Genomic DNA, 26,472 nt, shown 5'->3' on the forward strand with positions numbered 1-26,472 from the left:
GAAGGTTTCTCACAAAGCTAGATCCTCAGGTGTGAATGTCATCTTGAATGAACGATACGGAGCGAAATCACTCGGCTTCATTCCCTGCATTTCTGTCAAACGTCCAATATTCTTCACCGCTGCAACAGCCGACGCGTCAAACGGACCGTCGCCACTGGACTTGGACACGCTGACCGAAGTCACCGTACCGTCCGGCAACATGCCGATTTGCAACACGACCGTCATGCCTTTGCGGGCCGAAGGCGGACGAGCCCAGCCTTCCGCTGCACGCGCACGAATCAGATCATCGAAACTGCCGGCGACTTCATCGCCCTGCTCATCGGCCAAGGCCTGCTGACGCTGCGGCGTGTCGGAAAGCAAATCGGCCAAGGCCTGGGCCTTTTTGTCTTCGGCGGATTTACGCGCCGCTTCCTGCGATTTTTTCTTCGCAGCATCGGCAGCCGCTTTCTTCTTCGCGTCTTCAGCGACTTTCTTCTTCGCCTCTTCAGCTTCAGATTTCTTCTTGGCGTCTTCCGCGGCTTTCTTCTTGGCGTCTTCGACGATCTTTTTCTTCGCTTCTTCGGCGGCCGCTTTCTTGGCCTCTTCCTCAGCCGCTTTCTTGGCTTCTTCTTCGGCCTTCTTCTTGGCTATATCAGCCAATTGTTTCTCTTCGACCTTTTTGGCTTCGGCGGTCTTCTTCGCTTCATCGGCTTTCTTGGCTTCATCAGCCTTTTTTGCCTCTTCCGCTTTCTTCGTCTCGTCGGCCTTCTTGGATTCTTCGGCTTTTTGAGCCGCATCTTCCTTCTTTTGTTCCGCGGCCTTGATCGCTTCCTGCTCGATCTTTTTCTGTTCCATCTGTTCGACTTCGGTCTGGCGCGCAGCGGATTTCTGCGCTTCACCGGCAATCTTCTGATTGGTCTGGGTGGTGGCCCGACTTTTCGACTTCAGTTGGTACAGGGTCGCCTGGACAATCGGCTTGGCCGGCGGCAGTTCCGGGGTAAAGGCAAAGCTGACGAACAGCATGCCGAACACCAGCACGTGCAAGCCAATCGCCCAGACACTAGGCCAGAAGTAGCTTTCCGAGGCGGACGGCTCTCGCTGTTGCTGCATCAGGGCGCCTCGGTAATCAAGCCAACATTACCGACCCCGGCTTTCTGCAACCCGCCCATGGCCCCCATGACGGAGCCGTAATCGACGGTTTTGTCGCCGCGAATGAAGACCTGGGTACGCTTGCCGCCTTCGTTGCCGACGCGAATGATCTTGGTCACCGCGTCAGTCATCTGCGGCAGGGTCATGGCCCGATCCTGCTGCTTTTCGGTGTCGACTTCGCTACCAAGATTCCAGTAGTAGGTCTTGTCGGATTTGATGGAAATGGTCAGGACCTGGGTGTTGTTGTCCTGCGGCAAGGCTTCGCTGGAAACCTTGGGCAGATCAACTTTCACGCCCTGATTGAGCATCGGCGCGGTCACCATGAAGATGACCAGCAGCACCAACATCACGTCGATGTAAGGCACCACGTTCATCTCGGCGACCGGCTTGCGCTTTTTGCGAGCTCGAGCGATTAAAGCCATTGGAAATTACCTGCTTATTCTTCGCTGGTGTGCACTTTACGGTGCAGGATCGCCTGGAACTCGTCGGCGAAGGTGTAGTAGCGGCCCAGCAGGGTTTCGCTGCGAGCAGCAAAACGGTTGTAAGCGATAACGGCTGGAATGGCAGCGAACAGACCGATCGCGGTGGCAATCAGTGCTTCGGCGATACCTGGCGCCACAGTGGCCAGCGTCGCTTGCTGGGCGGTGGCCAGGCCACGGAAGGAGTTCATGATCCCCCAGACGGTACCGAACAGACCGATGTACGGGCTCACGGAACCAACGGTGGCCAGGAAAGGCAGACTCTGCTCGAGCTTTTCTTCTTCGCGGGAAATGGCGACGCGCATGGCACGGGCCACGCCTTCCATGACCGCTTCCGGATCAACGCCCGACTGCTGGCGCAGACGGGAGAATTCCTTGAAACCGGCACGGAAGATTTGCTCGACGCCCGAATCAGGGTCCGGATTGCTGCCGGCCTGACGGTACAGTTTGGACAGGTCGATACCCGACCAGAAGCGCTCTTCAAAGCTCTCCAGGGCGCGTCGACCGGCACGCAGCAGGTTGCTGCGCTGAAAAATCATGATCCACGAGGTCACCGATGCGGCTACCAGGATCAGCATTACCAGTTGCACCACGATACTGGCATTGCTGACCAGGCTCCACATGGAGGAATGGTCGACGACGTTAGCTTCCACGCTTTATCTCCTGCTTTGAGTGTGTACCCGCGCCGCTCACGTCGGCAAAGGCCGCCCGTAGAGCTTCGGGAATGGCCCGGGGTTTCAAACTTTCAGTGCGCACACAGGCCACCAGAAACTGCCCTTCGCAGAGCAGCACATTATCCGTTGCCCGCCTGACCTGCTGCTTGAAGCGCAGGCTGGCACGGTTCAATTCGATTACCTCGGCGCTTACCAGCAGTTCGTCGTCCAGTCGCGCCGGCGCGTGGTAGCGCGCTTCGCTGGAATGCACGACGAACAACAGGTCCTCACCGGCAAGCGTGGATTGGGCAAAGCCCAGATCTCGTAGCCGCTCGGTTCGAGCCCGTTCCATAAACTTGAGGTAATTAACGTAATACACGATGCCCCCCGCATCGGTGTCCTCGTAATAAACGCGACAGCGATGTGCGAAAGGCTCAAGCCCGTTTTGCGCGCGCATACTCTAGTGCTTACTCCTCAGGTTGCCAATCCGGCATGGCAACTGTTTTTCATTGTTCTGCGGCTTTCACGTGAAAGTACGGTCCTGGGACCCTACATTGCCCGAAAAAATCAGCACGCAATGTTAATTAATCGTCAGCGGCATCGAGAAACTCGTCTACCACGGGCATTTCGCCCAATCGTGACGGAATGTTTAAACCAAAATGCAGGTAGGCATGCCGCGTCACCACCCGCCCCCGAGGCGTGCGCATGATGTAACCCTGCTGGATCAGGTATGGCTCGAGCACGTCTTCGATGGTATGACGCTCTTCGCTGATGGCGGCGGCCAGGCTGTCGACCCCGACCGGCCCGCCATCGAATTTCTCGATCATGGTCAGCAACAGACGTCGGTCCTGGTGATCGAAGCCACGCTCGTCGACGTCCAGCAGGTTCAGCGCCAGGTCGGCAATCGGCTTGGTGATATGGCCCTTGGCGCGAACTTCAGCGAAGTCGCGCACCCGGCGCAGCAAACGGTTGGCGATCCGTGGGGTGCCACGGGCACGTCGGGCGATTTCGAAAGCACCTTCCGGGTCCAGCGGCAAACCAAGGATGCTTGCCGAGCGACTGACAATTGTCGACAGATCGGCGTTGTTGTAGAACTCCAGGCGCTGGACGATGCCGAAACGGTCACGCAACGGGTTGGTAAGCATCCCCGCACGCGTCGTTGCGCCGACCAGGGTGAACGGCGGCAGATCCAGCTTGATCGAACGCGCGGCCGGGCCTTCACCGATCATGATGTCGAGCTGAAAATCCTCCATGGCCGGGTACAGCACTTCTTCAACGATGGGCGACAGGCGATGGATTTCGTCGATAAACAGCACATCGTGGGGCTCAAGGTTGGTCAACAGCGCCGCCAGGTCACCGGGACGCTCCAGCACCGGCCCCGAGGTGCTCTTGATCGACACGCCCATTTCCTGGGCGATGATGTTGGCGAGCGTGGTCTTGCCCAGGCCGGGCGGCCCGAAGATCAGCGTGTGATCCAGGGACTCGTTACGACCGCGCGCAGCCTGAATGAACAACTCCATCTGCTCGCGAACGGTCGGCTGGCCAATGTATTCGGCCAGGCTGACAGGGCGAATGGCGCGGTCCTGGACTTCTTCGCGCTCACGCGGACTGTGCGTGGCAGCGATCAGACGATCAGCTTCAATCACTTAGATCATTCCCTTCAAGGCGCGGCGGATCATGTCTTCACTGCTCAAATCTTTCTCCTTGATCGCAGACACCGCCTTGCTCGCTTCCTGGGGCTTGTAGCCCAGGGAAATCAAGGCGCTGACGGCATCAGTCTCGGCAGTGTTCACCGGAGCCGGTCCATCCGGCTGGTTCGGCACCAGGGCGAACATGGCCGGTACGGTTTCCCAGGCCTTGAAGCGATCCTTGAGTTCCACCAGCAAGCGTTCGGCGGTCTTCTTGCCGACGCCCGGGACCTTGGTCAGCGCCGAAGTGTCCTGGGACTGTACGCAGCGAACCAGCTCGTCGACTTCCAGGCTCGACATCAAGGCCAGGGCCAGTTTCGGCCCGACGCCATTGAGGCGGATCAATTCGCGAAAAAAATCGCGCTCACGCCTGCCGATAAAACCATAGAGTAACTGTGCGTCTTCGCGCACGACCAAATGGGTATGCAAGGTTAGCGGCTCACCGACCGACGGCAAGCGGTAAAGGGTCGTCATGGGCACTTCAAGTTCATAGCCCAGGCCATTTACATCCAGAATCAGATGGGGAGGCTGCTTCTCAGCCAGGGTGCCGCGCAAACGTCCAATCACGTTACAAATCCTTGAGCGTTGGCCAGCTCTTGGCCAGCGACTGATAGAGCGAGCAATACCGCCGACGACACAGGCGGAACGCACTCACTCCATGAAAATGATTGCTGATGCTATCAGAGACGCAGGCGCCCGCCACGACTGCGTGCAGCTCCCAGCCCATGGGGCAGCAGGCTGGAGCGAGTGTGAGCATGGCAAATGGCAATGGCCAGGGCGTCCGAGGCATCGATCTGCGGTTTACTGGTGAGCTTGAGCATGTGCATGACCATCATTTGCACCTGCTCCTTGTTGGCCGCACCGGTGCCGACGACCGCCTGCTTGACCTGGGTTGCGGTGTATTCGGCTATTTCCAGGCTTTCCTCGGCACCCGCGACGATCGCTGCGCCACGGGCCTGCCCCAGTTTCAGGGCGGAATCGGCGTTACGGGCCATGAAAACCTTTTCGATCCCCATGGTCACCGGATGGTAAGTCTGAATGATCTCCCGTACCCCGCGATAGACAATCTGCAGTCGCTCATGCAGCTCGCCGGCACCGGTGCGGATACAACCGGAGGCGACGTACTCACAGCCACGGCCGGTATCACGAACCACACCGTAACCGGTGATACGCGAACCGGGGTCGATACCAAGAATTAAAGTCATAACGCCTGCGACTCATTAAAAGCACGAAATTCAATACAACGAAAAACAAATGTGGGAGCGAGCCTGCTCGCGATAGCGATTTCACATCCAGCAACGATGCTGCCTGAAAATCCGCAATCGCGAGCAGGCTCGCTCCCACAATGTATCCTGGTCGCCCTTAACCGAACTGTGCAGCCACCGACTCCGGAATCTCGGCATTGGAATAGACGTTCTGCACGTCATCCAGGTCTTCGAGCATGTCGATCAGCTTGAGGACTTTCTCGGCGCCTTCCAGATCGAGCTCGGCGCTGGTGGTCGGCAACATGACGATTTCCGCGTCGTCACCCTTGAAACCCGCCGCTTCCAGTGCGTTACGCACCGAATAGAACCCGGCAAACGAGGTGAACACGTCGATCGAACCGTCTTCGTTGGTCACCACGTCATCGGCGTCGGCTTCCATGGCGGCTTCCATCAGCGCATCTTCGTCAACGCCGGCAGCGAAGGAGATCTGCCCCTTGCGTTCGAACAGATAGGCCACCGAACCGTCAGTCCCCAGGTTGCCGCCGCATTTGCTGAACGCGTGACGAACAGCGGCTGCGGTGCGATTACGGTTGTCGGTCATGCATTCGACCATCACCGCCACGCCGCCCGGGCCGTACCCTTCGTAGGTCAGCTCGACCATGTCATCGGTGTCGGCTGCGCCGGCACCACGGGCAACCGCGCGATCGATGATGTCGCGGCTCATGTTTGCACCAAGGGCCTTGTCCAGCGCCAGGCGCAGACGCGGGTTGGAGCCCGGATCACCACCGCCCTGACGGGCAGCGACGGTCAACTCGCGGATCCACTTGGTGAAAATCTTGCCCTTCTTGGCATCCTGACGTTCTTTGCGGTGCTTGATGTTCGCCCACTTGGAATGACCTGCCATAACTCGCTCCGAATTCTCTTTGAAACATTGCCCGCTGCGCTGTATTGCGCCGGCCGGCAAACAAAAATCTTGAACTGCTCTATCTATAAAGAAAGGGCGCATCCACAGATGCGCCCTTCAGGTCAGCCTTACTCGGCCTTAGGCGTTTCGCGCAGACGAATGTGCAGCTCGCGCAATGCCTTGGCATCCACCTGGCCCGGTGCCTGAGTCATGACATCTGCCGCGCTCTGGGTTTTCGGGAAGGCGATCACTTCACGGATCGACTGGGCGCCGGTCATCAGCATCACCAGGCGGTCCAGACCGAAGGCCAGGCCACCGTGCGGCGGCGCGCCGTATTTCAGGGCGTCGAGCAGGAAGCCGAATTTCTCTTCCTGTTCCGCTTCGTTGATGCCCAACAGACGGAACACCGACTGCTGCATCTCTTTACGGTGGATACGGATCGAACCGCCACCCAGTTCGGTGCCGTTCAACACCATGTCGTAGGCACGGGACAGAGCGCCAGCCGGGTTGGTTTCCAGCTCTTGCGGGGTGCACTTCGGTGCGGTGAACGGGTGGTGCAAGGCGGTGAAGCTGCCGTCGTCGTTTTCTTCGAACATCGGGAAGTCGACGACCCACATTGGTGCCCACTTGCAGGTCAGCAGATCCAGGTCGTGGCCGAGCTTGATCCGCAGCGCGCCCAGGGCTTCGCTGACGATCTTCGCCTTGTCGGCACCGAAGAACACGATATCGCCGTCGACCGCCCCCACGCGATCGAGGATCACGTTGAGGTTGTCTTCAGGGATGTTCTTCACGATTGGCGACTGCAGGCCTTCAACACCCTTGGCGCGCTCGTTGACCTTGATGTACGCCAGGCCCTTGGCACCGTAGATGCCGACGAACTTGGTGTAGTCGTCGATCTGCTTGCGCGGCATGCTCGCCCCGCCAGGTACACGCAAGGCGGCGATACGGCATTTCGGGTCGTTGGCCGGACCGCTGAACACCTTGAAGTCGACTTCCTTGAGCTGATCGGCCACGTCCACCAGCTCCAGCGGGTTACGCAGGTCTGGCTTGTCGGAACCGTAGCGGCGCATGGCTTCTTCGAAGGTCATGTGCGGGAACTCACCGAATTCCAGGCCCAGCACTTCCTTGAACAGGTTGCGGATCATTTGCTCGGTCAGGCCCATGATCTCTTTTTCATCGAGGAAGCTGGTCTCGATGTCGATCTGGGTGAATTCCGGCTGACGGTCGGCCCGCAGGTCTTCGTCACGGAAGCACTTGGCGATCTGGTAGTAACGGTCGAAGCCAGCCACCATCAGCAGTTGCTTGAACAGCTGCGGCGATTGCGGCAAGGCGAAGAACGATCCGGCATGAGTACGGCTCGGCACCAGGTAGTCGCGTGCGCCTTCCGGGGTGGCACGGGTCAGGATCGGCGTCTCGACATCGAGGAAGCCGTTCTCGTCCAGGAAGCGACGGATGCTGGTGGTCATGCGCGAACGCAGACGCAGCTTCTCGGCCATTTCCGGGCGACGCAGGTCGAGGAAGCGATAGCGCAGGCGGGTTTCTTCGCCGACGTCGGAGAACTCGTTCAACGGGAACGGCGGAGTTTCCGATTCGTTCAGCACTTCCAGCTCGTAGCCCAGGACTTCGATCATGCCCGACGCCATGTTGGCGTTGGTCGCACCGGCCGGACGCAGGCGAACCTTGCCGGTGATCTTCACGACGTACTCGCTGCGCACGCGGTCGGCAGCGGCGAAGGTTTCAGCGCGGTCCGGATCGAACACAACCTGGGCCAGACCATCACGATCACGGATATCGAGGAAAATCACCCCACCGTGGTCACGGCGACGGTGGACCCATCCGCAAAGGGTAATTTCCTGGCCGTCCAGGCTTTCGTTCAGTTGGCCGCAATAATGGCTGCGCATCATGGTCGTGGTTTCACTTCTCGTAATTCGAAATTCGGTTGGAGATCCTACAGCAGCCCCGCCTTTAAAAAGTCGCCGGGTGATGCAAGAGCTCGCGTGTCGTTCAACTCAGGTTCCAGACCTTAGTCAGCTTTGTCGCCGCCGGCCAGGTTCTTCTTGGAACCGGTCTTGAAATCGGTTTCGTACCAACCCGTGCCGCTGAGGCGGAAGCCCGGCATGGACAGCAACTTCTTAAGCTCTGGCGCCTGACAGGCAGGGCAGTCGACCAGCGGTGCATCGCTGATCTTTTGAATGGCTTCCAACTGATGACCACAGGAAGCACATTGATAATCGTACATCGGCATGGAGGTTGTCTCGGCGATCAGATTGCTACCGCTTACGCAGGGTTTTGCGGCAAAGAGCGGGATTATATCCATTAAATGCGGCCTGTGCAGCCGTAAGACTGCACAGGCCGACACTCTGCTGTTTTCACCGCCCCGACCAGGCCGTGGCAATGCAACCCCCGTCCTTGAGACTGTGCACGACGCAGACAACCCGAACCAATCCACTGAAGTTCCTTACCCCGCCATGGCGCAAGTGAACTTCGCGATCCACATGAGACAACAGGTTATTGATCGAGCAACCATTGACCCGGGCCATCTCCGCCAAAATGTCCCAATAAACCTGCTCAAGCCGCAAACAGGTGGCGAAGCCATTCAATCGCACGGAGCGGGACAAGGGCTGGGCCAGCCCCATATCGAACTCGCGAACAAACGGATCAACCCTTACATCCTTGCGCGAACCGTATCGCCGCTCTTCCTGCCTTTCATAAACCATAACGCTGACACTCCTTTGCCATCCTGGTTTCTTTAAGCGCAACTGTCTGTCGCCTTATAAAAACGCAGATACAAAGGTATTTTCCAGCCGACTTTATGACCCTCGACGTAGGATAAGCCAACAACTTTTGGCAGACCCTGGAGAACGTCCTACTCCGGACATTTTCCCACGCAGCGAAGCGATATCCCCTTCAGAACCTGCGGCAATTCGCCCCGAAAAGAGCCGCCGGACGCCCTGATTTGAGTAGCCTGCGGCTTTGCTGTTAAATAGACAGCGTGTCGCCAATGCCTATTTTTCCGGGCATGGCGCATAGGCTGATACCGGGTACGTGTCCAACGCCTCTTTATTATCTTGAAGCGAACCGTGCGCCATCAGCTCTTCCTTGTGAGCTGTCTTAACGTGAGTTAATCAAAATGTTGAAAATCGTCCATCTGTTGATAGGCGCAGCGGCCTTGCTGCTGTCCTTCATCCCTAGCCTGCAATCCGAAGCCTTGCCTTACCTGCAACAACCCGACGCACTGTACCTGGCCTTTTTCGGCCTGCTCAACCTTACGCTTGCACCAGTCATCCCTTACTGGAACAAAGGCCCGCGTCACCAACTGCAAAACCTGGTCAGCGCCCTGCTGGTTCTGAGCGTGGTCCTGCAAACCCTGACGCTGATCGCACCGATGCCCGTCATCGCCGGTCAACCCGCCGTACTGTTCAGCCTGGTCGCAGCCCTGGTTGCCGTTGCCCTGCACCTGGGCATCAGCTTCTACAAGTCGTCACCAGCCGCCGCCTCGCCAAGCTACGACATGAGCAACCGCGATACCGGCACCGTCAAGTGGTTCAACACATCCAAAGGCTTCGGCTTCATCTCCCGCGACTCCGGCGACGACATCTTCGTCCACTTCCGGGCCATTCGCGGTGAAGGCCATCGTGTCCTGGTCGAAGGCCAGCGCGTGGAGTTCTCCGTCATGAATCGTGACAAGGGCCTGCAAGCCGAAGATGTGATCGCCGCACTGCCGCGCCGCTGATTCAAGGCAAAAAAAAACCGCGCACAGCCCAGCTGTCCGCGGTTTTTTCATGCCTGTGATTTGCCTAATAGTGCGGCGGCGGCGCTTCTTCTTCGAATGACTCGAACTGCCCGACCATTTCCTCCTGCCGCTTGAGCAGCGCGGCCATTTGCAGCTGCAGGCGCTCGACCACCCGTTGCTGCGCCACCAGCACATCGTTCAATGCCTGAATGGTGTCATCCTGAAACGCCAGACGGCTTTCCAGCTCGGTAACGCGCTCTTCCAGGCTCATGGTTCAGCCCTCCAGAAACGTAAAATCATCGGTCAAAATCAAGCGCAAACGTTCGCGAATCGCGGCGATCTGCTCCGAACCGTAGGGTTTTGCCGGATGTTTACCCCAAACCGGCGCTGGCCAGGCGGCATCTTCGCGCTTGCGCACAATCACATGCATGTGCAACTGACTGACGACATTGCCCAGCGCCGCCACATTCAACTTGTCCGCATCGAACGCATCCTTGAGCACTTGCGACAGCGCAGTGGTTTCCTGCCAAAGCTGTTGCTGCTCTGCGACATCCAACTGAAATATCTCGCTGATAGCCTCGCGACGAGGTACCAGGATGAACCAGGGATAGTTCGAATCGTTGGACAGCAGCAACCGGCAGAGCGGAAAGTCCCCGATCAGTAACGTGTCTTGTTGAAGTCGTGGATCTAAAGCGAACACTGCGCGCACTCCCGCCGGGTCATCATTTTTCAGCTTAGCGCTCTATCCAGAAGGACAGCGCACCAAGCGACCGGACGGCAGCATACCTGCGAACGGCGCAGGCTTCACGGCGAACCTTGCATCGAGGCCACGAGCGTCAGCAAAAAACTGACAGACGCCCCCGGATGGGACAATTTTCACTACCGCGCACCATTGCAGAACCGGATAGCAGCGAAAAAACGCCGAAATGACTGATCAACAAGGAAAAGTTCGCTTCAGGCAAGCGGCCGACAGAGATGAATTCAGTACAGGGCAAAAATTTTTTGCACCAAAACCGCACAGTAGGTCTACGCTGAACGCTTCGACATCCGCCATTTACTCAGTTGTGGGGTGAACCGGTAACATTTCTGGTTGCCAGACTGTCGATCAGAAGGGCGCAACATGATATCAGGCAAGGCGTCAAGCCCAAACCAAAAGCGCTTGAGCCCCCCGGTTTTATGAGGTATTTACAGCATCTGGCAGTCAATTGGAAAAAAAGCGTAACAAAACACGAGTTTGTGCACGCTTGTTGCATTGATACCCAGTATCGCCCGAGTGGCACCCGCTGGAAGCGGAGGCCCTCAGGTAAAAAAAATAGTGGCAAGGTAGCCCGATGGAGATTCAAACGTTTCACCAGGACTCTTTTTACCGACGACAAGGCGCAGAAAACAGCATTAAAGTTGTCCGCCCTGTTGCGTCGGAGCTGGAAATTTGCGACATCTACCATGCTGTTTGCGACAGGGTCGTAAAGAAGGCGAAAGGTTAGATGCGCAAGTATCGCCAACATTGTCGGCGTGATATAAGTTTGCGCCGACACAAAAAGAAAGAGCCGCCCAGATAATAAAACAGGTGGGACGGCAGTACTCTTCTAAAACCAAAGGAGCAAATCACGATGCGCGTGATGAAGTGGAGCATGATCGCACTGGCAGTTGCAGCAGCAGCCAGTACCCAATTGGCTACGGCCGCCCCTTTCGTAAGTGACCAGGCTGAAGCCAAAGGTATTGTTGAAGACAGCACGCTGAACTTGCTGGTTCGCAACTACTACTTCAACCGTGATAACAAAGATGGCGCCAACGACCAGAAAGACTGGACCCAAGGCATCTGGGGCAATTTCAGCTCCGGTTACACCCAAGGCCTGATCGGTGTTGGTGTTGATGCATTCGGCTACCTGGCAATCAAACTGGACGGCGGTGATGGCACCGGCGGCACCGGCAACATGAGCCGCGACGCTGATGGCGAAGTCAACGACAGCCAGGGCAAAGCAGGCGGCGCAGTTAAATTCCGCGTATCCAAAACCGAGCTGAAAGTCGGCGACATGCAGCCAAGCACTGCCCCAGTGTTTGCAGTTGGCGGCTCCCGTATCCTTCCTCAAACTGCCAGCGGCATCCAGCTGCAGAGCAGCGAAGTCAAAGACCTTGACCTCGAAGCCGGTCACTTCTACTCGGCGACCAGCCAGGACCGCAACGCCCGTGACGGCGGCCTGTTTGCAACCTACGCTGGCGTAGAAGCCAACAGCATCGACTACTTCGGTGGTAAATACGGCATCACCGACAACCTGTCGGCATCGCTGTATGGCGCCAAGCTGGAAGACATCTGGAACCAGTACTACGCCAACCTGAACTACACCATCCCATTCACCGACTCTGAGTCGCTGAACCTGGACGGTAACATCTACAACACCAAAGACACCGGTGATGCCAAAGCCGGTGATATCAGCAACACCACGTTCTCCCTGGCTGCTGCTTTCTCGTTCATGAAAGCACACACCATTACCCTGGGCTTCCAGAAGGTCAACGGTGACACTCCGTTCGACTACATCGGTGTGGGCAAGAACAACCGCGGCGGCGACTCGATCTTCCTCGCCAACTCCATCCAGTACTCTGACTTCAACGCCCCGAACGAGAAGTCTGCCCAGGTTCGTTACGACCTGAAAATGGCCGAGTACGGCGTTCCAGGTCTGAGCTTCATGACCCGTTATGTGAAAGGTTGGGACATCGACGGTACCAACACTCCAGCTAACAGCGCCTACGCTGGTCTGTACGGTGCAGATGGCAAGCACAACGAAACCAACTTCGAAGCCAAGTACGTTGTTCAGTCTGGCCCGGCAAAAGACCTGTCCTTCCGTATTCGTCAGGCATGGCACTTCGCTAACGCCGACCAAGGTGAAGGCGACGTGAAAGAGTTCCGTTTCATCGTCGACTACCCGCTGTCGGTTTTGTAATCGCATTCAGTTAGTTTGCGGTAACAAAACAAAAGGCCCATCTTCGGATGGGCCTTTTTTGTTGTCTATGCAAACTGTTCAATTATTGAACAATCGCTATCCATGCCTGACCGAAAAGTCAGCCGTGTATGGCAAGACCTGTCACTGCACCGCAGATTCCTGAACCACTCGAATAACCCGCTGTGGAAATGGAATATCGATGCCGGCCTCTCGCAGACGGTCACGGGACAGTTCGTTGAACATGAACATCACGTCCCAGTAATCGGCAGTCTTTACCCAGACACGAAGCGAAAGCGTGATCGCACTGTCACCCAGGGTGGAAACAACGGCCAGCGGCTCCGGATCGGCCAATACACGCGGATCCTTGGCCAATTCCAGCAAAACTTCACGGGCTTTCTGCAGGTCCGCTTCGTAATCAACACCGACATCAAACACGACTTTGCGGGTCGGCTGACGATTGGTGTTGGTGATGATGCCATTCGACAGATTGCCGTTAGGCACGATGATGGTCTTGTTGTCACCGGTACGCAGCACGGTATGGAAAATCTGGATGCTATCGACAGTACCGGCGATACCCTGAGCCTCGATCCAGTCACCAATGCGAAACGGACGGAACAGCAAAATCAGCACGCCACCGGCGAAGTTCGCCAGGCTGCCCTGCAAGGCCAGGCCAATGGCCAGGCCAGCCGCGCCGATCGCCGCCACAAACGAAGTGGTTTCCACACCGATCATCGAGGCCACGCTGACGATCAGCAGGATCTTGAGGATGATGTTCGCCAGGCTGCTGATGAAGCCTTGCAGCGCCAGGTCGGCATTACGCAATGCAATCAGGCCGCCGAGCTTTTTCGTGACCTTGTTGATCAGCCACCAGCCGATGGCCAGGGTGATGACCGCCAGCAGTACACGGCTGCCGTATTCCATGATCATCGGGATCCAGCTTTGGGATACCTTGACCAGATTGTCTACCTCGGCATTTAAGTCCATCTACACTCTCCTGTTTTCCGGCTACCCGGCATGCACAAAAAAAGCGGCAGAAAGACCGAACCGCGACGGGCTCAATCGTTTCTGCCGCTGCTTGGCCTCCGACGTCGCAAACGCCTAGAGGTTCCCGCTTCGAGACTCAGTCGCGGAAGTTGTTGAACTGCAGCGGCATACCGAATTCCTTGGCCCGCAGCGCTGCAATGGCTTCTTGCAGGTCATCACGCTTTTTGCCGGTGATACGAACCTGCTCGCCCTGAATGGCCGCCTGAACCTTGAGCTTGGCGTCTTTGACATGGGCGACGATTTTCTTCGCCAGCTCCTTGTCGATGCCTTCCTTGAGGACGGCTTCCTGTTTCATCAGCTTGCCCGATGCGAACGCGTCCTTGACTTCAAGGCACTGCACGTCGATTTTGCGCTTGACCAGCGCCAGCTTGAGGATCTCAATCATCGCTTCGAGCTGGAAATCCGCTTCGGCGGTCAGGTTGACGGTCAGGTCTTTTTCCTTGAACTCGAAGCTGCCTTTGCCTTTCAGGTCATAACGACGATCGAGTTCCTTGACGGCGTTCTCGACCGCGTTGGTGACTTCGTGTTTGTCCAGTTCGGATACCACGTCGAACGACGGCATGTAATCTCTCCAAATTTAAAGGCGCACTGATGGAGCACGCCTGGCTTGCGGTTAAAATCCGCGCTGATTATAACGGGTCTTTCCCATCATTCACTGCGAGCTGCCGATGCACGCCTTAAACAGAGCAAAAAGTTGATGTCCACCACCTGGCATGTACTGGGCGCCGGCAGCCTCGGCACCTTATGGGCGACACGTCTGGCACGGGCTGGCGTGCCGGTCAGGCTGATACTGCGGGACACCGCGAGACTGCAGGCCTATGAGGCGGCCGGTGGATTGACCCTGGTGGAGCACGGCGAGGCGCAACACTATGCCGTACCCGCCGAGACAGCCGACAATCCCCAACCGATCCACCGCCTGCTGGTGGCCTGCAAAGCCTACGATACCGAAAGCGCGGTGGCCCAATTGACGCCACGCCTGGCCCCAGGCGCCGAATTGATCCTGCTGCAAAATGGCCTGGGCAGTCAGGACGCGGTGGCCGCACAGGTTCCTCAGGCTCGCTGCATCTATGCCTCGAGTACCGAAGGTGCCTTCCGCGATGGCGATTGGCGCGTGGTGTTTGCCGGGCATGGCTTCACCTGGCTGGGGGATGCCAGCCATCCGGTGGCGCCGATCTGGCTCGACGACCTGAGCGCTGCCGGTATCCCTCACGAGTGGAGCACCGAAATCCTGACCCGGCTGTGGCGCAAACTCGCCCTCAACTGTGCGATCAATCCGCTGACGGTGCTGCACGATTGCCGCAACGGCGGTTTGCAGCAACATCACTGTGAAGTCGCCACCCTGTGCGGTGAACTGGTGGAGTTGCTCGAGCGTTGTGGTCAGCCGGCAGCGGCCGAAAACCTGTTGCCGGAAGTCGAACGGGTGATTCACGCCACCGCAGCCAACTACTCCTCGATGCATCAGGACGTCACAAGCCAGCGCCGCACTGAAATCAGCTACCTGCTCGGTTACGCCTGCAAAGTGGCCGGGCGTCATCAACTGAACCTGCCTCACCTCAATCAGCTTGAGGCAAGGTTGATCGCTCGCCTGCAAAGCCTTGGATTGCCCAGCGACTGAGCAGCGGCTACGCTGGCCACTTGTTCCTTGTCTGCGATGAATCCGATGCCATTGCGTCAGCGCCTTGAAAACCTGCCCGTCGGCCAGAAACTGCTGGCCGCCCTGCTGGTACTGATGGTCACCGTCCTGCTGGTTGCCAACCTGACCTTTATCAGCGCCGCCTACTACATCTCCCAGGAAAGCATGGCGCCCCAGGCACTGCAAACCATCGGCCGGCTGGTATCCAACCCGAGCCTGGCCTCCGAGGCCCTGGCGTCACCGCAAAGCGCCGAGCGCCTGCTGAATGAACTCAACAGCTATTCGCCATTGCGCGCGGCGGCCCTGTATGACGGAAAGGGTGAGCGACTGGCGCAATTGCAGCATGGCGATAACCTGGAGCTGCCGAAGCGCTTCCGGCATATCGAAGACTGGCAGGCCACCGAGTTTCGTACCAACCAAGTCATCCCCCTGCCCCGCACCGGTGCGGCACCAGGGCACCTGCTGTTGGTGGCCTCAAGCGAACTGCCAGTGGCGTTCTACACCGGGACCCTGACGGCGAGCCTGGGGATTCTGATCTTCAGCGTATTGCTGTGGCTGATCATTGCCCGCCAGATCAAGCGCCTGATTACCCGGCCGATCCACCAGCTCGAAGAGTTGTCCCGGCAGGTCACCCGTGAAGAAAACTACGCACTGCGTGCTTCACGCGGAAACCACGATGAAATCGGCAGCCTCGCCGAGGCGTTCAATACCATGCTCTCGCGGATCGAGGCCAGGGAGCAGCAACTCAAGCGGGCCAGGGACGACTCCCAGGCGGCCTACGACCAGGCCCAGGGGCTGGCGGAAGAAACCCGCCATACCAACCGCAAACTGGAGCTCGAAGTCCAGGTGCGCAGCAAGATCGAGAAAAAGCTCACCGGTTTCCAGAACTACCTCAACAGCATCATCGACTCCATGCCATCGGCGCTGATCGCCCTCGACGAACAGCTCTACGTGACGCAATGGAACCAGGAGGCCAGCGCCCTCTCCGGCACGCGCCTGGATGAAGCTCTCAACCAGCCCATCTTCCTGGCCTTCGAACCGCTCAAGCCGTTCTTGCCGCAACTCAAGCAAACGGTCGAGCAGCATACGGTGGCCAAGATCGAACGTGTTACCTGGCTCAAGGACGACGAACCCCGCCACTATGCCCTGACCTTCTATCCGTTGATGGGCGGTGCCGGGCGCGGCGTGGTGATCCGGATCGACGACATCACCCAGCGCCTGTCCCTTGAAGAGATGATGGTGCAGTCGGAGAAAATGCTGTCGGTGGGTGGCCTGGCCGCCGGCATGGCCCATGAGATCAACAACCCGCTGGGCGCGATCCTGCACAACGTGCAAAACATTCGCCGACGTCTGTCGCCCGATTTACCGAAAAACCTCGAAGTGGCCGAACAGGCTGGCATCGAACTGGCGACGGTCAACCAGTACCTGCAAATCCGCGAAGTGCCGCAGTTGCTCGATGGCATCCAGCAGGCCGGTGCCCGGGCGGCGAAAATCGTTACCCACATGCTCAGCTTCAGCCGTCGCAGCACCCGCCAGATGGCCCCGTGCGACCTGCCCGCCCTGATCGACCAGGCGGTAGAGATCGCCGGTAACGATTTCGACCTGGCGATCGGTTTCGACTTCAAGGGCCAGGCCATCATTCGTCAGTTCGATCCTTCGCTGGGACCGGTTCCCGGCACCGCCAACGAACTGGAGCAAGTGCTGCTCAACCTGTTGAAAAACGCCGCGCAAGCCATCCACCAGCGCGAAGACGACAGCGAGCCGGGGCGGATCATTCTGCGCACCAGGCTCAATCCGCCCTGGGCGGAAATCCAGGTCGAGGACAACGGTATCGGCATGAGCGAAAATGTGCGCAAACGCACCTTCGAGCCGTTTTTCACGACCAAGGAAATCGGCCAGGGCACCGGGCTTGGGCTGTCGGTGTCGTACTTCATCATCACCAATAACCACAAGGGGCAGATGGAAGTGCAATCGACCCTGGGCCAGGGCACCTGCTTCACCTTGCGCCTGCCCTTGGCGAGTACACCGCCTGTCTCGCAACAACTCAACCTGCTATCGAGGTAACCATGGGCTTTCGTTTGTCGAAGATTTACACCCGCACTGGCGACAAAGGCGAGACCGGGCTGGGCGATGGTCGTCGCGTACCCAAGGATCACCCGCGGATCGAGGCCATTGGCGAAGTCGATACGCTGAACAGCCAGGTTGGGGTGCTTCTGGCCGGGTTGGCGGCGCAAACTGCTCAGTTTCCAGGCTTGAACGAAGTGATCGAGGTATTGGCCCCCTGCCAGCATCGGTTATTTGATCTGGGTGGCGAACTGGCGATGCCGGTGTATCAGGCGTTGGATGCAGCGGAAATCGAACGTCTGGAAGCGGCGATCGATGTGTGGAATGAAGAGTTGGGGCCGCTGGAAAACTTCATCTTGCCCGGCGGTTCGACGCTGATTGCCCAGGCCCATGTCTGCCGCAGCCTGGCGCGCAGCGCAGAACGGCGCTGTCAGCAGCTCAATGCGATTGAGCCGTTGGCCGGGGTTGGCCTGGCTTACATCAATCGATTGTCGGATTTGTTGTTTGTGATGGCGCGGCTGATTGCCAAGCGTCAGGGAATTGCCGAGATTCTTTGGCAGCCGGCTGCGAAACCTGAGGTTTAGTCGGCGGCTGTCAGGCCCTCATCGCGAGCAGGCTCGCTCCCACATTTGATCGCATTTCTTCAGCAACAATGCGGTCACCTGTGGGAGCGAGCCTGCTCGCGATGGCGTCATAAGCTACAGCACAGAATCAGGCCTCAGGCCAAAACGCCCGAATCCCCGCCACACCCTGTGCACCCGCCGCCCAGGCTTTCTCGACCTCAGCCGGGCCGACGCCACCAAGCAGGAACACTGGCTTGCTGAAGCCCTCGATCAAGCTCGATGCCTGTTCCCAACCCAACGGTTCGGCGCCAGGGTGAGTCAGGGTTGGCTGCACCGGCGACAGGGTCACGAAATCCACCCCCATCTGTTCGGCCAGCGCCAGCTCTTCAGCGTTATGGCACGAAGCCGCCAGCCAGCGCGATGCCGGTAACGGTCGGCCAGCCGCTGCGTACTTGCGCAGCTGCGCCGAGGTAATGTGCCAACCGGCGGACGGGAAGTCGCCCAGCCATTCGAATGGCCCCTTGATCATCAATTGCGCCTTGCCGGCACACAGCCCTGCCGCATCCACGGCCAGGTCGCGGTATTTCGGGTCGTAACCGTTTGGTGCACGCAACTGGATCAGTTTGATCCCACCCGCGATGGCTTTCTGGATTCCCCGCAGCAACGCCGGGGTTTCCAGGTCTTCCGGGGTGATCAGGTACTGAGCGGGTAGTTTCGCGGCCGCGACGATCGGCTGATTGGCTGCCGGAAACTCGTAATCCGATAGATCTCGGGGCGACACCCAGGCCAGTGGTTGGCCTTCGGCGCCGTGGGGCTCGCCGGTAAACGCCGAGACTTCCCAGACATCCAGCAATACCTGTTTGTCCGGGTAATCGTGCCGGACCTTGATCAGCGGGCGCGCAGCGCCGACCACGATACCCAGCTCCTCATGGAGTTCACGGGCCAGTGCGGTTTCGACCGATTCATCGGCCTCGACCTTGCCCCCGGGAAACTCCCACAAGCCGCCCTGATGCTGAGAGTCAGCACGACGGGCGATCAGGATTTGGCCACTGCCATCGCGGATGACGGCGGCGGCGACATGGACTCGTTTCACCTTTGCAACTCCTCCAGTCCAGCCTTCTGCCAGGCCTTGAATGCTGGCCATTGGTAGAGGGTTTCAACATAGGCTTCGTCGGCCGCGGACAGCTTCACCCGATAGGTGCGCAGGCGCACGGCGATGGGTGCAAAGAACGCGTCGGCCAACGTGATGCGGCCAAACAGGTACGGACCGCCCTCGGTCGCAGCGGCACGACACTCGGCCCACAACGCCGACATGCGCTCGATGTCCGCCAGGACATCGGCCGGGACCGGCGACAGTGCTGCGTCATGGCTCAGGTCGAACGGCATGTTGCCGCGCATGGCGAAAAAGCCACTGTGCATCTGCGCGCAGGCCGAACGCGCCTGGGCACGGGCGGCAGTGTCTTTGGGCCACAGGTTCGCGTCGGGAAACTGTTCCGCCAGATATTCGGCAATCGCCAGGGAGTCGGCGATGGTGCCGTGTTCGGTTTTCAGCAGCGGGACCTTGCCGCTCGGTGAATGCTTGAGCAGACGCTCACGGGTGTCCGGCTGGTTCAGCTTGATCAGTTCTTCGGTGTAGGAAGCGCCGGTCAGGTCGAGGGCCAAGGCGCCTCGCAGGGACCAGGAAGAAAGCAGTTTGTCGCCGATGATCAGGTGCAGGCTCATGTTCGGGACCTTTGGGATGAGGGAGACAGGCCAGTCTAGCTAGTGACTGACAGATCGCCATCGCGAGCAGGCTCGCTCCAACAGTGGTTCGAGGTGTACACAAATCCAATGTGGGAGCGAGCCTGCTCGCGATAGGCCGGGGTCGCGCTCGACCGACTCGGTCTTACGTACGGTACTCGGCGTTGATCTTCACGTATTCGTGGGACAGGTCGGTGGTCCAGATGGTTTCGCTGCAATCGCCACGACCCAACTCGATACGGATGGTAATTTCTTCCTGCTGCATCACCGCCGCGCCCTGGGCTTCGGTATAGGTCGCCGCGCGCGCGCCACGACTGGCAATGCACACTTCACCGAGGAATACGTCGATCTTGCTCACGTCCAGGTTCGGCACACCGGCACGGCCTACGGCCGCCAGGATACGGCCCCAGTTCGGGTCCGAGGCGAACAGCGCGGTCTTGATCAGCGGCGAGTGGGCCACGGTGTAACCGACATCCAGACATTCCTGGTGATTGCCGCCGCCGTTGACTTCAACGGTGACGAATTTGGTCGCGCCTTCACCGTCGCGAACGATGGCCTGGGCCACGTCCATGCACACTTCGAACACCGCTTGCTTGAGCTTGGCGAACAGCTCGCCTTCGGCACGGGTGATTTCCGGCAACGCCGCCTGACCGGTAGCGATCAGCATGCAGCAGTCGTTGGTCGAGGTGTCGCCATCGATGGTGATACGGTTGAACGATTTGTTGGCGCCGTCCAGCATCAGGTTTTGCAGCACGTCGCGGGAGACTTTGGCGTCGGTGGCGATGTAGCCGAGCATGGTCGCCATGTTCGGGCGAATCATGCCGGCGCCTTTGCTGATCCCGGTAACGGTGACGGTCACACCGTCGTGCTGGAACTGACGGCTGGCACCTTTTGGCAGGGTGTCGGTGGTCATGATGCCGGTGGCGGCAGCTTCCCAGTTATGGATCGACAGGTCGTCGAGGGCCGCTTGCAGCGCGCCTTCGATTTTCTCGACGGGCAGCGGCTCGCCGATCACACCGGTGGAATACGGCAGCACCTGGCTGGCATCGACACCGGTCAACTCGGCCAGTTTCGCGCAAGTGCGCTCGGCGGCGGCCAGGCCAGGCTCGCCGGTGCCGGCGTTGGCGTTGCCGGTGTTGGTCAGCAGGTAACGCACAGCACCTTGCACGCGTTGTTTGGCCAGGATCACCGGTGCGGCGCAAAAGGCGTTCAGGGTGAACACGCCGGCAACCGTGGAGCCTTCTACACAGCGCATGACCACAACATCCTTGCGCCCCGGGCGCTTGATGCCAGCCGAGGCGATACCGAGTTCAAAACCGGCAACCGGGTGCAACGTTGGCAAAGGACCAAGACCAACAGCCATGAATGCGCTCCTTTATAAATGATGTCAGCACCGTTTCAGCAGAACGGCGGTTCGAATGGTAAAACGCCGCGACGGCAGAAGCCGGTCGCGGCGCGGGTATTTCAGCGATTGAAACGGGTTTTACTGAATCTGCCCGTGGCAATGCTTGAACTTCTTGCCCGAACCGCAGTAGCACAGCTCATTGCGACCCAGCTTCTGCTCGTTGCGAACCGGCGCGGCAGCAAGGGCAACATCGACCTCTTCGCCCAACACTTCCGGCTGCTCAAGGCCTGGGGCTTCTTCATGCAGGAACTGCATGCGAGCGGCCAGTGCCTCGGCTTCCTGACGCAGGCGCTGCTCTTCTTCGATCGGGTCTTCGCGGCGAACCTGAACGTGGGACAGCACACGGATCGAGTCGCGCTTGATCGAGTCCAGCAATTCGGAGAACAGGGTGAAGGACTCGCGCTTGTATTCCTGCTTCGGGTTCTTCTGGGCATAACCACGCAAGTGGATACCGTGGCGCAGGTGATCCATGGTCGACAGGTGGTCTTTCCACAGGTCGTCCAGTACGCGTAGAACGATTTGCTTCTCGAAGGTGCGCAGCGCTTCGGCGCCCGCCTGGTCTTCTTTCTCGTTGTACGCCGCGATCAGTTCCTGCATCAGTTTCTCGCGCAGGGTTTCTTCGTACAGGTGATCGTCTTCGTCGAGCCATTGCTGGATCGGCAACGTCACACCGAAATCACTCTGCAATGCAGCTTCCAGACCGGCCACGTCCCACTGCTCAGGCAGCGATTGCGGAGGAATGTGTGCGCTGACGGTGGCGTCGAGCACATCCTGACGGAAGTCAGCGATGGTCTCGCCAATGTTGTCGGCGGCCAGCAACGTGTTACGCATGTGATAGATCACTTTACGCTGTTCGTTGTTGACGTCGTCAAACTCAAGCAGTTGTTTACGAATGTCGAAGTTGCGGCCTTCAACCTTGCGCTGGGCCTTTTCGATGGCGTTGGTCACCATGCGGTGCTCGATCGCTTCGCCAGGCTGCATGCCCAGGGCCTTCATGAAGTTCTTCACCCGGTCAGAGGCGAAAATGCGCATCAGGCTGTCTTCCAGCGACAGATAGAAACGACTGGAACCGGCGTCGCCCTGACGACCGGCACGACCACGCAGCTGGTTGTCGATACGGCGCGATTCGTGACGCTCGGAGGCAATCACCTGCAAACCGCCCGACTCGAGCACTTGCTGGTGACGCTTCTGCCAGTCGGCCTTGATCTGGGCGATCTGCTCAGGGGTCGGGTTTTCCAGGGAAGCCACTTCCACTTCCCAGTTACCGCCCAAGAGGATATCGGTACCACGACCGGCCATGTTAGTGGCGATGGTCAGCGCGCCCGGGCGACCGGCCTGGGCAATGATCTCGGCTTCCTTTTCGTGGAACTTGGCGTTCAGAACCTTGTGTTCGATGCCTTCCTTCACGAGCAGACTGGACATGTGCTCGGAGGTTTCGATGGTGGCGGTACCGACCAGAACCGGACGGCCCGCGGCCATGCTTTCCTTGATATCAGCCACGATTGCCGCGTATTTCTCGTCGGCGGTCAGGAACACCAGGTCGTTGTAGTCTTTACGGGCCAGCGGCTTGTTCGGTGGAATCACCATGACCTGCAGGCCATAGATCTGGTGGAACTCGAACGCTTCGGTGTCGGCCGTACCGGTCATGCCGGACAGTTTGTTGTACAGACGGAAGTAGTTCTGGAAGGTGGTCGATGCCAGGGTCTGGCTTTCGGCCTGGATGTTCAGGTTTTCCTTGGCTTCGATGGCCTGGTGCAGGCCTTCGGACAAGCGGCGGCCCGGCATGGTGCGACCGGTGTGTTCGTCGACCAGTACGACCTGACCGTCCTGCACGATGTATTCGACGTTGCGATGGAACAGCTTGTGCGCGCGCAGACCGGCGTAGACGTGAGTCAGCAGGCTCAGGTTGTGCGCCGAGTACAGGCTCTCGCCTTCAGCCAGCAGGCCGATGCGGGTCAGCATTTCTTCGACGTACTGGTGACCGGCTTCGTTGAGTTCGACCTGACGGGACTTCTCGTCAACGGTGTAGTGGCCGGCCTTGGTGACTTCGCCTTCCACTTCTTCGACGTGCAACTCAAGCGTCGGGATCAGTTTGTTGACTTCGATGTACAGCTTGGAGCTGTCCTCGGCCTGACCGGAAATGATCAGCGGGGTACGGGCTTCGTCGATGAGGATGGAGTCGACTTCGTCGATCACGGCAAAGTTGAGTTCGCGCTGGAATTTTTCTTCCATGCTGAACGCCATGTTGTCGCGCAGGTAATCGAAACCGAATTCGTTGTTGGTGCCGTAGGTGATATCGGCGGCGTAGGCCGCGCGCTTCTCTTCCGGCGGCTGGAACGGCGTGACAACGCCGACCGTCAGGCCGAGGAATTCATACAGCGGGCGCATCCAGTTGGCGTCACGGCGGGCCAGGTAGTCGTTCACCGTGACAACGTGCACGCCGTTGCCGGACAGCGCGTTGAGGTAAACGCCCAGTGTTGCCACCAGGGTCTTGCCTTCACCGGTACGCATTTCCGCGATCATGCCTTCATGCAAGGTCATGCCGCCGATCAGCTGGACATCGAAGTGGCGCATGCCCATGACACGCTTGCCGGCTTCGCGGGCGACCGCAAAGGCTTCTGGCAGCAGCTTGTCGAGGGATTCCCCTTTGGCGATGCGGGCCTTGAACTCGCTGGTCTTGGCACGCAATTGATCGTCCGAAAGGGCCACCATTTGCTCTTCGAAGGCATTGACGAGTTGCACCGTCTTGAGCATGCGTTTGACTTCACGCTCGTTCTTGCTTCCAAAAAGTTTCTTTAACAAAGGCGCAAACATATCGGCAGGATCTTCCACACTAAAGGGATGGAGGGCGGCCCCGTGAGTCGCCCGAGCAGCCCTCATGGCCGCATGCGAACGAGCATTCTACCCGGAAACGATGGAGAGGAAAGTGGCGATATTCCACGATGCTGGCACAGCGCTTTGACGGGGCTCACTTAAAATAAGGGCGTTTTGCTCAACTTCAAGCCGTTCCAGGCAGAAGTTAGTTGTTGATTTAATGGGCAAAGCACCCACAAAAGCAATGGGCGGGTGCATCCGGCGCTTTCTGCTACCATGGCGCCTCTGTTACTTCAGGTGTCTGATCATGGCATTTCGCCCACTTACGGCCAAAGTACCTGCCGTTCTACTACGCGAAGCCAAGCCGCTGAAAGCCATTCTCGGCCACGCCCAACGTCTGGGTCATCTGCAGCGTTTGCTCGAAAGCCAATTGCAACCCGCCGCTCGCGAGCATTGCCACGTGGCTTCCTGGCGCGAGGGCAGTTTGTTGCTGATTGTCACCGACGGCCATTGGGCAACCCGCCTGCGCTACCAGCAAAAACGCCTGCAACGACAACTGCAAATGTTCGACGAGTTTGCCAATCTGACCCGGATCCTGTTCAAAGTTCAACCGCCGACCATTCAGCAAGGTGCGGCCGGGCACACCATGGATTTGTCCAACGACGCGGCAGCGACCATTCAGGCCACGGCCGATGGCATCAGCGACCCGAATCTGCGGGCAGCGCTGGAGCGACTGGCGGCGCACGCCAAAACCAAATCCTCATAGGCACCCCTTGCTCGCGAAGGCGGCATGACACTCAACAATGATGTTGCCTGACACACCGATTCGCGAGCAGGCTCGCTCCCACAGTTAAATTGTGTCCGCTCGCTACCGGCGTTTTTTGCTGCCCAACAACGAGCCCATCAAGCCGCGCACCAACTGTCGGCCAATCTGGTTCGCCGCCTGTTGCATCGCCGATTTCAGCGCCTTCCCGGCCGCTGTGCCGAGGAACTCTCCGGCCTGTTCGGTGAAACTCGGTTCCTGTTTGTCCTGCTCCGCTTCGGGCTCGGGTGCCAGTCCCTTGCGTCCCATCAGCACTTCATAGGCTGATTCGCGATCGATCGGTTGGTCATAACGCCCTTTGAACGGCGAGCCTGCGATCAATATCGTGCGCTCGGTTTCGGTCAAAGGCCCGATCCGCGATTGCGGCGGTGCGACCAGCACCCGTTGGACCATTTCCGGCGTGCCCTTTTCCTGCAAGGTGCCGACCAGCGCCTCACCGATCCCGAGTTCGGTCAACACCGACAACGCATCGAACGCAGGATTTGGCCGAAAACCTTCGGCCACCGCGCGCAGGGACTTCTGCTCCTTGGCGGTGAACGCTCGCAGACCGTGCTGGATGCGCAAACCCAACTGCGCCAGCACATCATCCGGCAGGTCACCCGGCGACTGGGTGACGAAATACACGCCCACGCCTTTCGAGCGAATCAGCCTCACGACCTGTTCCAGACGATCACGCAATGCCTGGGGCGTGCCGTTGAACAACAGGTGAGCCTCGTCGAAGAACAGCGCCAGCAGCGGTTTGTCGGCATCGCCACGCTCCGGCAGTTGCTCGAACAGCTCGGCCAGCAGCCACAGCAGGAATGTCGCATAGACTTTCGGCGCTTCATGCACCAGGCGGCTGGCATCGAGCAAATGAATGCGTCCGCGGCCATCCGCCGTCGGCTGGAGGATATCTTCGAGTTGCAGCGCTGGCTCGCCGAACAAGGCTTCGGCGCCCTGTTGCTCCAGGGTCGCCAGACGTCGCAGCAATGCCTGGCTGGAACCGGTGGTCATCAATGCCGCATCGTCGCCCAGCAACTGGGGGTTGTCCCGCAGATGATTGAGCAACGCCTTCAGATCCTTGAGATCGAGCAACAACAGGCCTTCGCGGTCCGCCACCTTGAACGCGGCGTACAGCGCCGACTGCTGACTGTCGGTCAGCTCCAGCAGGCTGCCCAGCAGCAGCGGGCCCATTTCACTCAAGGTTGTACGTAAAGGATGACCGGACTGACCGTGTATGTCCCACAACGTCACCGGATAAGCCTGAGGTTTGTGGTTGAGCCAGGGCATCCCGGCAATCCGCTCGGCGATCTTGCCCTGGGGGTTGCCGGCGGCGCCGAGGCCGCACAGGTCACCCTTGATGTCAGCGGCGAACACCGCCACGCCGGCATCGCTGAAGGCTTCGGCCATTCGTTGCAAAGTGACGGTCTTGCCGGTGCCGGTCGCGCCCGCGATCAATCCGTGGCGGTTCGCCAGGCGCATGGCCTGGGCAATCGGCTGCCCTTTGAGATCGGCGCCGATAACGAGTTGCAATGAGTCAGGCATTTGGTCACCCATGATTAATCTTTGGTCCTGCACGGCCGATAGAGATTACGACAAAGCAGTCAGACACGATCTGGTCGGAAATTTCCCTAAGGAGAGTCGGAAAATTCACTTGCTTTCAACCTTGCCCGTCGTG

Annotated in this window: 26 protein-coding genes; 6 read left to right on the top strand and 20 right to left on the bottom strand. The window is 58.8% G+C overall.

The genetic code is table 11. From position 1 onward, the window contains the following. Positions 1-9: 9 nt before the first annotated feature. The 11 genes from tolA to BSF44_RS06420 all read right to left on the bottom strand — a co-directional run bounded on the left by tolA (position 10) and on the right by BSF44_RS06420 (position 8,774). On the bottom strand, positions 10-1,089 hold the full coding sequence (gene tolA, locus BSF44_RS06370) for a cell envelope integrity protein TolA (RefSeq protein ID WP_095942775.1): 1,080 nt from the start codon (positions 1,087-1,089) through the stop codon (positions 10-12). Continuing rightward, a complete protein-coding gene (gene tolR / locus BSF44_RS06375) occupies positions 1,089-1,541 on the bottom strand; it encodes a protein TolR (protein ID WP_160389304.1) in 453 nt (150 codons plus the stop codon). The genes tolA and tolR overlap by 1 nt, the downstream gene beginning before the upstream one ends. A 23-nt stretch (positions 1,542-1,564) precedes the next feature. Then, the gene (gene tolQ, locus BSF44_RS06380; RefSeq protein WP_007897030.1) at positions 1,565-2,260 is read right to left on the bottom strand and encodes a protein TolQ; all 696 of its coding nucleotides are present in this window, start codon (positions 2,258-2,260) and stop codon (positions 1,565-1,567) included. Continuing rightward, entirely contained in the window at positions 2,250-2,717 is a 468-nt protein-coding gene (gene ybgC / locus BSF44_RS06385; RefSeq protein WP_008052449.1) for a tol-pal system-associated acyl-CoA thioesterase, read from the bottom strand. The genes tolQ and ybgC overlap by 11 nt, the downstream gene beginning before the upstream one ends. Positions 2,718-2,844: 127 nt before the next feature. Continuing rightward, positions 2,845-3,906 carry a Holliday junction branch migration DNA helicase RuvB gene (gene ruvB / locus BSF44_RS06390; RefSeq protein ID WP_008015800.1) on the bottom strand — a complete coding sequence of 354 codons (1,062 nt, stop codon included), beginning with the start codon at positions 3,904-3,906 and terminating at the stop codon, positions 2,845-2,847. Continuing rightward, entirely contained in the window at positions 3,907-4,515 is a 609-nt protein-coding gene (ruvA, locus tag BSF44_RS06395) for a Holliday junction branch migration protein RuvA (RefSeq protein ID WP_095942777.1), read from the bottom strand. 113 nt (positions 4,516-4,628) lie between these two features. After that, complete coding sequence (ruvC, locus tag BSF44_RS06400) at positions 4,629-5,153, bottom strand: crossover junction endodeoxyribonuclease RuvC (protein WP_008015799.1); 525 nt, start codon at positions 5,151-5,153, stop codon at positions 4,629-4,631. A 157-nt stretch (positions 5,154-5,310) separates the two neighbouring features. Continuing rightward, on the bottom strand, positions 5,311-6,057 hold the full coding sequence (locus tag BSF44_RS06405; protein ID WP_095942778.1) for a YebC/PmpR family DNA-binding transcriptional regulator: 747 nt from the start codon (positions 6,055-6,057) through the stop codon (positions 5,311-5,313). A gap of 128 nt (positions 6,058-6,185) precedes the next feature. Beyond that, positions 6,186-7,961 (bottom strand): aspartate--tRNA ligase, encoded by a 1,776-nt coding sequence (gene aspS, locus BSF44_RS06410; protein WP_095942779.1) that lies wholly within the window; start codon positions 7,959-7,961, stop codon positions 6,186-6,188. Between the two features lie 119 nt (positions 7,962-8,080). Further along, the gene (locus BSF44_RS06415) at positions 8,081-8,302 is read right to left on the bottom strand and encodes an FmdB family zinc ribbon protein (RefSeq protein ID WP_032829812.1); all 222 of its coding nucleotides are present in this window, start codon (positions 8,300-8,302) and stop codon (positions 8,081-8,083) included. 124 nt (positions 8,303-8,426) lie between these two features. Next, on the bottom strand, positions 8,427-8,774 hold the full coding sequence (locus BSF44_RS06420) for a ribbon-helix-helix domain-containing protein (protein WP_095942780.1): 348 nt from the start codon (positions 8,772-8,774) through the stop codon (positions 8,427-8,429). A 413-nt stretch (positions 8,775-9,187) separates the two neighbouring features. Between BSF44_RS06420 and BSF44_RS30930 the strand changes: the two genes are divergently transcribed. Beyond that, a complete protein-coding gene (locus tag BSF44_RS30930; protein WP_095942781.1) occupies positions 9,188-9,790 on the top strand; it encodes a cold-shock protein in 603 nt (200 codons plus the stop codon). Between the two features lie 64 nt (positions 9,791-9,854). Here BSF44_RS30930 and BSF44_RS06430 read toward each other — a convergent pair whose 3' ends face one another. Continuing rightward, positions 9,855-10,061: a SlyX family protein gene (locus BSF44_RS06430; RefSeq protein ID WP_008052459.1), complete on the bottom strand. Its 207-nt coding sequence runs from the start codon at positions 10,059-10,061 to the stop codon at positions 9,855-9,857. A 3-nt stretch (positions 10,062-10,064) separates the two neighbouring features. After that, the gene (locus tag BSF44_RS06435; RefSeq protein ID WP_095942782.1) at positions 10,065-10,490 is read right to left on the bottom strand and encodes an HIT domain-containing protein; all 426 of its coding nucleotides are present in this window, start codon (positions 10,488-10,490) and stop codon (positions 10,065-10,067) included. A 910-nt stretch (positions 10,491-11,400) separates the two neighbouring features. On the opposite strand from BSF44_RS06435, the gene BSF44_RS06440 reads away from it, so the two are divergent. Further along, positions 11,401-12,729, top strand: a complete 1,329-nt coding sequence (locus BSF44_RS06440) for an OprD family porin (RefSeq protein WP_095942783.1) — start codon at positions 11,401-11,403, stop codon at positions 12,727-12,729. A 141-nt stretch (positions 12,730-12,870) separates the two neighbouring features. Here BSF44_RS06440 and BSF44_RS06445 read toward each other — a convergent pair whose 3' ends face one another. Further along, positions 12,871-13,713, bottom strand: a complete 843-nt coding sequence (locus BSF44_RS06445) for a mechanosensitive ion channel family protein (protein ID WP_095942784.1) — start codon at positions 13,711-13,713, stop codon at positions 12,871-12,873. Between the two features lie 136 nt (positions 13,714-13,849). Beyond that, positions 13,850-14,335, bottom strand: coding sequence for a YajQ family cyclic di-GMP-binding protein (locus BSF44_RS06450; RefSeq protein WP_053155306.1), 486 nt, complete (start codon positions 14,333-14,335; stop codon positions 13,850-13,852). Positions 14,336-14,470: 135 nt separating this feature from the next. Between BSF44_RS06450 and BSF44_RS06455 the strand changes: the two genes are divergently transcribed. The 3 genes from BSF44_RS06455 to BSF44_RS06465 are packed head-to-tail and all read left to right on the top strand — an operon-like array spanning position 14,471 to position 18,054. Beyond that, positions 14,471-15,388 (top strand): putative 2-dehydropantoate 2-reductase, encoded by a 918-nt coding sequence (locus BSF44_RS06455; RefSeq protein ID WP_095942785.1) that lies wholly within the window; start codon positions 14,471-14,473, stop codon positions 15,386-15,388. Between the two features lie 45 nt (positions 15,389-15,433). After that, positions 15,434-17,470, top strand: a complete 2,037-nt coding sequence (locus tag BSF44_RS06460) for a HAMP domain-containing sensor histidine kinase (RefSeq protein WP_095942786.1) — start codon at positions 15,434-15,436, stop codon at positions 17,468-17,470. A gap of 2 nt (positions 17,471-17,472) precedes the next feature. Further along, entirely contained in the window at positions 17,473-18,054 is a 582-nt protein-coding gene (locus BSF44_RS06465; protein WP_095942787.1) for a cob(I)yrinic acid a,c-diamide adenosyltransferase, read from the top strand. Between the two features lie 127 nt (positions 18,055-18,181). Here the strand turns inward: BSF44_RS06465 and BSF44_RS06470 are convergent, their stop codons facing one another. From BSF44_RS06470 to secA, 4 genes are all read right to left on the bottom strand, one after another. Continuing rightward, positions 18,182-19,126 carry a Nudix family hydrolase gene (locus BSF44_RS06470; protein WP_095942788.1) on the bottom strand — a complete coding sequence of 315 codons (945 nt, stop codon included), beginning with the start codon at positions 19,124-19,126 and terminating at the stop codon, positions 18,182-18,184. Then, positions 19,123-19,755: a glutathione S-transferase family protein gene (locus BSF44_RS06475; RefSeq protein WP_095942789.1), complete on the bottom strand. Its 633-nt coding sequence runs from the start codon at positions 19,753-19,755 to the stop codon at positions 19,123-19,125. The genes BSF44_RS06470 and BSF44_RS06475 overlap by 4 nt, the downstream gene beginning before the upstream one ends. 163 nt (positions 19,756-19,918) lie before the next feature. Next, on the bottom strand, positions 19,919-21,136 hold the full coding sequence (gene argJ / locus BSF44_RS06480; RefSeq protein ID WP_095942790.1) for a bifunctional glutamate N-acetyltransferase/amino-acid acetyltransferase ArgJ: 1,218 nt from the start codon (positions 21,134-21,136) through the stop codon (positions 19,919-19,921). A 120-nt stretch (positions 21,137-21,256) separates the two neighbouring features. Next, positions 21,257-23,992 (bottom strand): preprotein translocase subunit SecA, encoded by a 2,736-nt coding sequence (gene secA / locus BSF44_RS06485; RefSeq protein WP_095942791.1) that lies wholly within the window; start codon positions 23,990-23,992, stop codon positions 21,257-21,259. A gap of 307 nt (positions 23,993-24,299) precedes the next feature. On the opposite strand from secA, the gene BSF44_RS06490 reads away from it, so the two are divergent. Then, positions 24,300-24,758, top strand: coding sequence for a DUF721 domain-containing protein (locus BSF44_RS06490; RefSeq protein ID WP_095942792.1), 459 nt, complete (start codon positions 24,300-24,302; stop codon positions 24,756-24,758). 102 nt (positions 24,759-24,860) lie between these two features. Here the strand turns inward: BSF44_RS06490 and BSF44_RS06495 are convergent, their stop codons facing one another. Then, complete coding sequence (locus BSF44_RS06495) at positions 24,861-26,339, bottom strand: helicase HerA-like domain-containing protein (protein WP_095942826.1); 1,479 nt, start codon at positions 26,337-26,339, stop codon at positions 24,861-24,863. Positions 26,340-26,472 lie beyond the last annotated feature (133 nt).

It is taken from the genome of Pseudomonas sp. ACN8, assembly GCF_002303925.1.
In the GTDB taxonomy this organism is placed as follows: domain Bacteria; phylum Pseudomonadota; class Gammaproteobacteria; order Pseudomonadales; family Pseudomonadaceae; genus Aquipseudomonas.